This window comes from Brevundimonas sp. (assembly GCF_018608325.1).
GTDB lineage: Bacteria > Pseudomonadota > Alphaproteobacteria > Caulobacterales > Caulobacteraceae > Brevundimonas.
Map to the genome: position 1 here is coordinate 1 of NZ_JABAZW010000050.1, position 2,664 is coordinate 2,664.

Below are 2,664 nucleotides of genomic sequence, written 5' to 3' on the forward strand. Positions count from 1 at the left end.
CCCGCCGATGTCGCCTGCAAAGTCGGCCGCATAGGCGGACAGGGTCTTCACCCCGCCGCCGCTGCCGCCTGCTGCGGCGAAGTTCACATTGGTCTTGCCCGCATCGGCCAGCAGCAGGCCGCCGCGTCCGTCGCTCTTGCTCAGCGCAGGCGTCCCCGCCGCCGCCGACAGGTTCAGTTGCGCCAGCGCCAGCTTGTTGGGGTTCTGCTGGATGTCGCTGCGCACCGAATAGCCGCCTGCCCGCGCGGCCCCCGTCCCGCCCAGGCCGAACAGTTGCGACATCGACAGGCCCGACGGGCTCTGGATCGTCCCGTCCTGCACCACGCTCATCGTCTGGGCGCCGGGGTTATAGGGCTTGAAGGCCAGCGTCCCGCTCGCGTCCAGACTGAACGTCCCATAGCGGCCCACGCCGTTGATCGGGTCGTTCAGCGCCGTCAGCATCTCGGCCATCGTGCCATTGCCCGACGGCACCGTGACCGTCACGTCGCGCAGGCGCGATCCGTTGTCGTCATTGAACCGGAAAGTCAGGTTCTGGCCCGGCGTGAACCCGTGCTGCGCATTCAGCGTCAGCCCCGTCTCATAGAAGCTGGGCGTCGCCGACGTGACCAGATCATTCAGCCCGAACCAGTGCGAGAAGCCACGCCCGCCCTTGCTGCTGGGCGCGCTGGGATCATCAGCGATGGCGACGCCGTTTCCACCCGCGCCTTCCAGACGCAGCGCACCATCGACGAAGCTGGCCGTGCCCGTCCCGCCCAGTTGCGCGTTCAACACATTAAGGAAGGTCGTCGGGTCCGCCGCCTGACCATTGATGGTCATGGTCCCGCCCGAGAAGACGATTTCGGCCGAGGCCTGCACCACGCCCGCGCTGTCCACGGTCGAGATAGTGGTCCGCCCGGTGAAGCCCGCCAGCGCATTCTCCAACGACTGACCGGTGTTGCGCCCGGACAGGATGGCAGGCGCGGGCACGCTGGTGTTGGCGTTGTGCGCGCGGTTCAGTTCATCGGCCAGTTTGGCCGTCAGTTCGCCCAGACGCGCCGCTGCAGCAGGCGCATCCTTGTCCCGCAACTCCACCAGCCCCCGCAGCTCGCCCGAGGTCACGCCGTCCAGCACCGGCCAGCGCGTGCCGCTGGGTTCGGTGATCATGATGTCGGAGAAGGCCGTGGTCGCATCCACCGTGCCCGCCGCCTGATAGGACAGGGTCGCATGACCTTCTCCCACCAGCGTCATGCCCGTGCCGGTCCGCAGGGTCACGCCGCCGTTCGAGCGCTGCTCGATCTTCACGTCCATATATTTGGACAGTTCGTTGATCAGGCTCTGTTGCGCGTTCTGGGCGCCGGTCACATCCTGGTTCGTCGCCGATCCGGCGGCGATGGTCTTGTTCAGCTTGTCGATCTGCTCCAGCAGCGGATTGATCGTCTCGACCACCGACTGAATCCGGCTGTCCGCCTCCTGCCGCGTCGCCTGGATCTGGCGGGCGATATTGGCGGCGTCGTCGAACATCGCCTGGGTCTTGTAGATCGTATCCTGGCGCGCTGCGGACGAGGTCGGGCTTTCCGCCAGATTGGCGTAGCTGGCGAACAGCTTGTCGATCTGGGCGAAGAAGTTGGTGTTGCTGCTGGGATCGCCGAACTGGTTCTGGATCTGGTTGAACAGCTCCGACCGCACCCCGTGTCGCGCGGCGTCGGCGTTGGCGCTCAGGCTGGCCGCCTGCAGGAAACGGTCGGTCGCCAGCCGCATCCGCGTGATGTCGACGCCGTCGCCATAGCCCTTGGTCACCGACGCGCTCTGGTCGGCGATCTTGCGGACGTATCCGACCGTATTGACGTTGGCGATATTGTCGGAGGTGACGCGCAACTGGGCCTGCGCGGTCTGCAGGCCCGACGTCGCGATGTTCATGATCGAATTCAGCGACATTGACGCACTTCCTCCTGCCGACCCGGCAAGCCCTGCCCTGCTGCGCGCATTTCTTGCCCGGCCACGCGCCGTCGCCGCTCAGCTTGAGCGTTGAATTTAAACAAGATCGCTGAATGGACAGCTGTCATGACCGGATAGGTGCGCAAAGCCCGCGCCAAACCGCCCCCTGTCGCCCGTACAGTTTCCACGGGCCGACGGGCGACCGGGCAAAAAACGGCGAATGCGCGGCAAGAAACGACCGCCGCACTCCGAACCCGGCATAAGAATTCACTACTTTTCATTGTTTTTATTGAACTATTCGACATGGCCCAAGCTTTGCGAGGCTCGCATCGAAAAGTCAGGCGCAGCAGGCGCCACCCCATTTTTGAAAGCAGCCTGCACTTAAATGCCGACCGCCTCCGCCATGTTCGCCCCTGTCGCCCCGGCCTCCGCCGGCGTCGGCTCGGCTGCGCCCGGCGCTCAGGCTGCGGACATCAGCCTGTTTTCCTCCAAGATCGCCGACATCCTGCAGAGCCCTGGCGTTGACGGTCGCGCGGCCCGGGTCATCAACGCCCCCATGCAGGCCCTGGCGCAGGTGCAGATGGCGGACGCGGACGCCGCCTCCACGCCGACAGACGCCGCGCCTTCACCTGCCCCTATCCCGGATGCGCCGAGCGCCAGCCTGAATAATGGGCGGGACGACGAGTCTGCGCCCGTCAGCACCGACGCTCCTGTCGAAACCGACATCCAGCCCTTCGCCTTCATGGCGGC

The 2,664-nt window shown here is 65.8% G+C and carries 2 protein-coding genes; one reads left to right on the forward strand and one right to left on the reverse strand.

Annotation, left to right across the window (positions count from 1 at the left end; genetic code table 11):
- Positions 1-1,896: flagellar hook-associated protein FlgK (gene flgK, locus QZ281_RS05200; RefSeq protein ID WP_292225519.1), on the reverse strand; the 1,896-nt coding region annotated here is incomplete at its 3' end.
- Positions 1,897-2,299: 403 nt separating this feature from the next.
- Here flgK and QZ281_RS05205 point away from each other — a divergent pair.
- On the forward strand, positions 2,300-2,664 hold a 365-nt coding region (locus QZ281_RS05205; RefSeq protein WP_292225521.1), incomplete at its 3' end, for a hypothetical protein.